Below are 3170 nucleotides of genomic sequence, written 5' to 3' on the forward strand. Positions count from 1 at the left end.
TGTCACGGAGGTTCGAACGGATGCGGCCGGACGGGCCGGAGGACCGTTGCCGGAGGGTCCGGACGGATCCCGCGGTACGTCCGACGTGCATCCGACACACATGTGACAGCCGTGGCAGCATGGCGGCCATGAGCAGGATCTCGCACCGCATCGGGGGGATCGCACCCTCCGCAACGCTCGCCGTCGACGCCACCGCCAAGGCGATGCGCGCCGCGGGCCGCGACGTGATCGGGTTCGGCGCCGGGGAACCGGACTTCCCGACCCCGGACCACATCGTCGCCGCCGCCGAGAAGGCATGCCGTGAGCCCCGCATGCACCGCTACAGCCCGGCCGCGGGCCTGCCGGAGCTGAAGCAGGCCATCGCCGAGAAGACCGCCCGAGACTCGGGGGTGATCGTCTCACCGAGCCAGGTCCTGGTGACCAACGGCGGCAAGCAGGCTGTCTACGCGGCGTTCGCGACGCTGCTCGACCCGGGGGACGAGGTGCTCCTGCCCGCCCCATACTGGACGACCTACCCGGAGTCGATCCGGCTGGCCGGGGGTGTCCCGGTCGACGTCGTCACCGGTCCGGAAGCCGGGTACCGGGTGACGGTGGAACAACTGGAGGCGGCACGCACCCCGCGGACCAAGGTTCTGCTGTTCAACTCCCCGTCGAACCCGACCGGCGCCGTCCACACCCCCGAGGAGATCCGCGCGATCGGGCGGTGGGCCGAGCAGGCCGGGATCTGGGTCATCAGCGACGAGATCTACGAGCATCTGGTCTACGGCGAGACGAGGTTCGCCTCCGTCCTCGCCGAGGTACCCGAGCTCGCCGAACGCTGCATCATCGTCAACGGGGTCGCGAAGACCTACGCGATGACGGGATGGCGGGTCGGGTGGCTGATCGGGCCGGCGGACGCCGTGGCCGCCGCGACCAACCTCCAGTCCCACGCGACATCGAACGTCTCGAACGTCGCCCAGGCCGCCGCGCTCGCCGCGGTCGCCGGCCCGCTGGACGCGGTCGCCAAGATGCGTACCGCCTTCGACCGCCGCCGGCAGACGATGCACCGTCTGCTGTCGCAAACCCCCGGGATCCGCTGCCCACTGCCCGACGGGGCGTTCTACTGCTATCCGTCGGTGCAGGACGTGCTCGGACGCACCCTGCGCGGCCGTACCCCCACCACGTCCGCGGATCTGTGCCAGCTGATCCTTGAGGAGGCCGGGGTCGCGATCGTGCCGGGTGAGGCCTTCGGGACTCCCGGCTTCGCTCGGCTGTCCTACGCGCTGAGCGACGACGATCTCGTTAAAGGAGTCAGCCGCCTCTCCGCCCTGCTTGCCGAGGCGGCCTGAGGCCGCCGGGCGGCCCGGCGGCCAGTCCCCCGCCGCGCGGCAGGCCTCAGCGCAGCCGGACGGTCGCCCGGGCCGCCATCAAGACCTTTTTGCCGTCGCATCGGGTGGTGAGATTCACCACTACCAGGTTGTCGTCGAGCTTCTTCTCGACCACGCCACGCACGGACACCGTCGCGCCGACGCCATCGTCGGGAACGATCACCGGGGAGGAGAACTTCACCCCGAACTCGACCACGGCGCCCGGGTCCCCAAGCCAGTCCGTGACCAGCCGCGCGGCCGTAGCCATGGTCAGCATGCCGTGCGCCAGCACTCCCGGCAGGCCGGCCTCGGCGGCCGCCCGATCGCTCCAGTGAATGGGGTTGAAGTCGCCGGATGCACCGGCATACCGGACAAGATCATCCCGGCGCAACGGGAAAAGCCGCTCCGGCAGCTCGGTGCCGACCTCGACGTCGTCGTAGCTCACCGTGGCAGTCATCGTTCTCCAGATCGTGAGGACGCCCGGGGTCGCCCGGAACGTGCGCAACGCGCGGTCGCCGGAGCCGAGCGGGGCCGGCGGGACTGCCAGCAACCCTGTCGGCAAAGGTGTCATCGGTGCCTCGGCGGAGCCGTCCCGCGCGAGACCAGCCCACACACGCCGGTGGCGACCTGCTCTCCGTAGATCGTGGCGAACTGGTAGTTGACGACGAGCACCTCGTTGGTCCCCACGGACCGGATGCCGGTCAGGGTCGAGGTGCAGATCAGCTCGTCGCCGGCCACCACCGGCCGAAGCAACACGAAACGTTCCTCGCCGTGGACGACCAGGGAGAAGTCGAGGCCGAGCTCCGGATCGTCGGTGGGCACCCCGAGGGTTCCGGGGATCACTGTGATGAGGAACGTGGGTGGGGCCACGAGATCGGGATAACCAGCGGCCTTCACGGCCTCCAGATCGTGGTACAGCGGGTTGTCGTCCCCGATCGCTTCGGCGAACCTCCGGATGTGCTCGCGCCCGACCTGGAACGGGACGGAGGAGACCGAGCTTCGTCCCACGAAGTCCTGATTGAGCGGCATCGCAACTCCGATCGCGCCATCAGCGGGATGACCAGGGTGTCTCTACGTGGTTACCACATCGCCCGCCACCGGTCGATAATCTGGGCCGGCATGCCAACTAGCCGGCCCAGGACTTCCCTGACCGGCTACCGGGGCGGAACGTAGATAAGTACACGAAGGATTCAGCGACCCCGCCACCCCGCCTGTCCACGTGGGGACAGGCGCCCGGACGCGCCGATGGGCAGCCGCCAAAACGACGTCAGCGCGTCTCGCGGTGCTCCGTGTGCTTGCCGCAGTTCGGGCAGAACTTCTTCAGTTCGAGGCGGTCCGGGTCGTTGCGACGGTTCTTGCGCGTGATGTAGTTCCGGTGCTTACACACCTGACACGCCATTGTGATCTTCGGGCGGACGTCGGTGGCGGCCACGGCGTGATGCCTCTTCCTGAGTCGGTTACTGAACAGGTCGGGCGGCGTGGCGAACCGCGATCCCGCACGGGCTTCGCGGTAGGCCGCACCCTGCTGGTAGCGGTGGCCGGACTTGAACCGGCGACACAGCGATTATGAGCCGCTTGCTCTGCCAGACTGAGCTACACCGCTGGGATGGTCCACCTGGTTGCGGCGGCCCGACCAACATCTTACCCCGCGGGAGGAGCGGCGGACATCCCCCCCGGACACGAACCCACCCGAAGGCGGAACGTGGAGCCCCTTTACGGAATCGAACCGTAGACCTTCTCCTTACCATGGAGACGCTCTGCCGACTGAGCTAAAGGGGCGAGGTCGCGGAGCTCAGATTACACGACGACGGGCGGGGTTGGGCG

4 protein-coding genes and 2 tRNA genes are annotated in these 3170 nt (G+C 68.7%); 1 reads left to right on the forward strand and 5 read right to left on the reverse strand.

Features of this window, described 5'->3' with window-relative positions:
* Window positions 1-119: 119 nt before the first annotated feature.
* Entirely contained in the window at window positions 120-1328 is a 1209-nt protein-coding gene (locus AC08OP_RS23325) for a pyridoxal phosphate-dependent aminotransferase (protein WP_462203597.1), read from the forward strand.
* 46 nt (window positions 1329-1374) lie between these two features.
* Here AC08OP_RS23325 and AC08OP_RS23330 read toward each other — a convergent pair whose 3' ends face one another.
* The 5 genes from AC08OP_RS23330 to AC08OP_RS23350 form a co-directional block, all read right to left on the reverse strand.
* On the reverse strand, window positions 1375-1803 hold the full coding sequence (locus AC08OP_RS23330) for a MaoC family dehydratase (protein ID WP_462185741.1): 429 nt from the start codon (window positions 1801-1803) through the stop codon (window positions 1375-1377).
* Window positions 1804-1913: 110 nt separating this feature from the next.
* Window positions 1914-2375, reverse strand: a complete 462-nt coding sequence (locus AC08OP_RS23335; RefSeq protein WP_476604487.1) for an FAS1-like dehydratase domain-containing protein — start codon at window positions 2373-2375, stop codon at window positions 1914-1916.
* Window positions 2376-2613: 238 nt separating this feature from the next.
* Complete coding sequence (gene rpmG / locus AC08OP_RS23340) at window positions 2614-2778, reverse strand: 50S ribosomal protein L33 (RefSeq protein ID WP_009740545.1); 165 nt, start codon at window positions 2776-2778, stop codon at window positions 2614-2616.
* Between the two features lie 94 nt (window positions 2779-2872).
* Window positions 2873-2949, reverse strand: a tRNA-Met gene (locus AC08OP_RS23345).
* Window positions 2950-3049: 100 nt separating this feature from the next.
* Window positions 3050-3125: transfer RNA gene (locus AC08OP_RS23350), tRNA-Thr, on the reverse strand.
* Between the last annotated feature and the right edge of the window lie 45 nt (window positions 3126-3170).

The sequence above is a fragment of the Frankia sp. CeRuru1 genome (assembly GCF_977966315.1).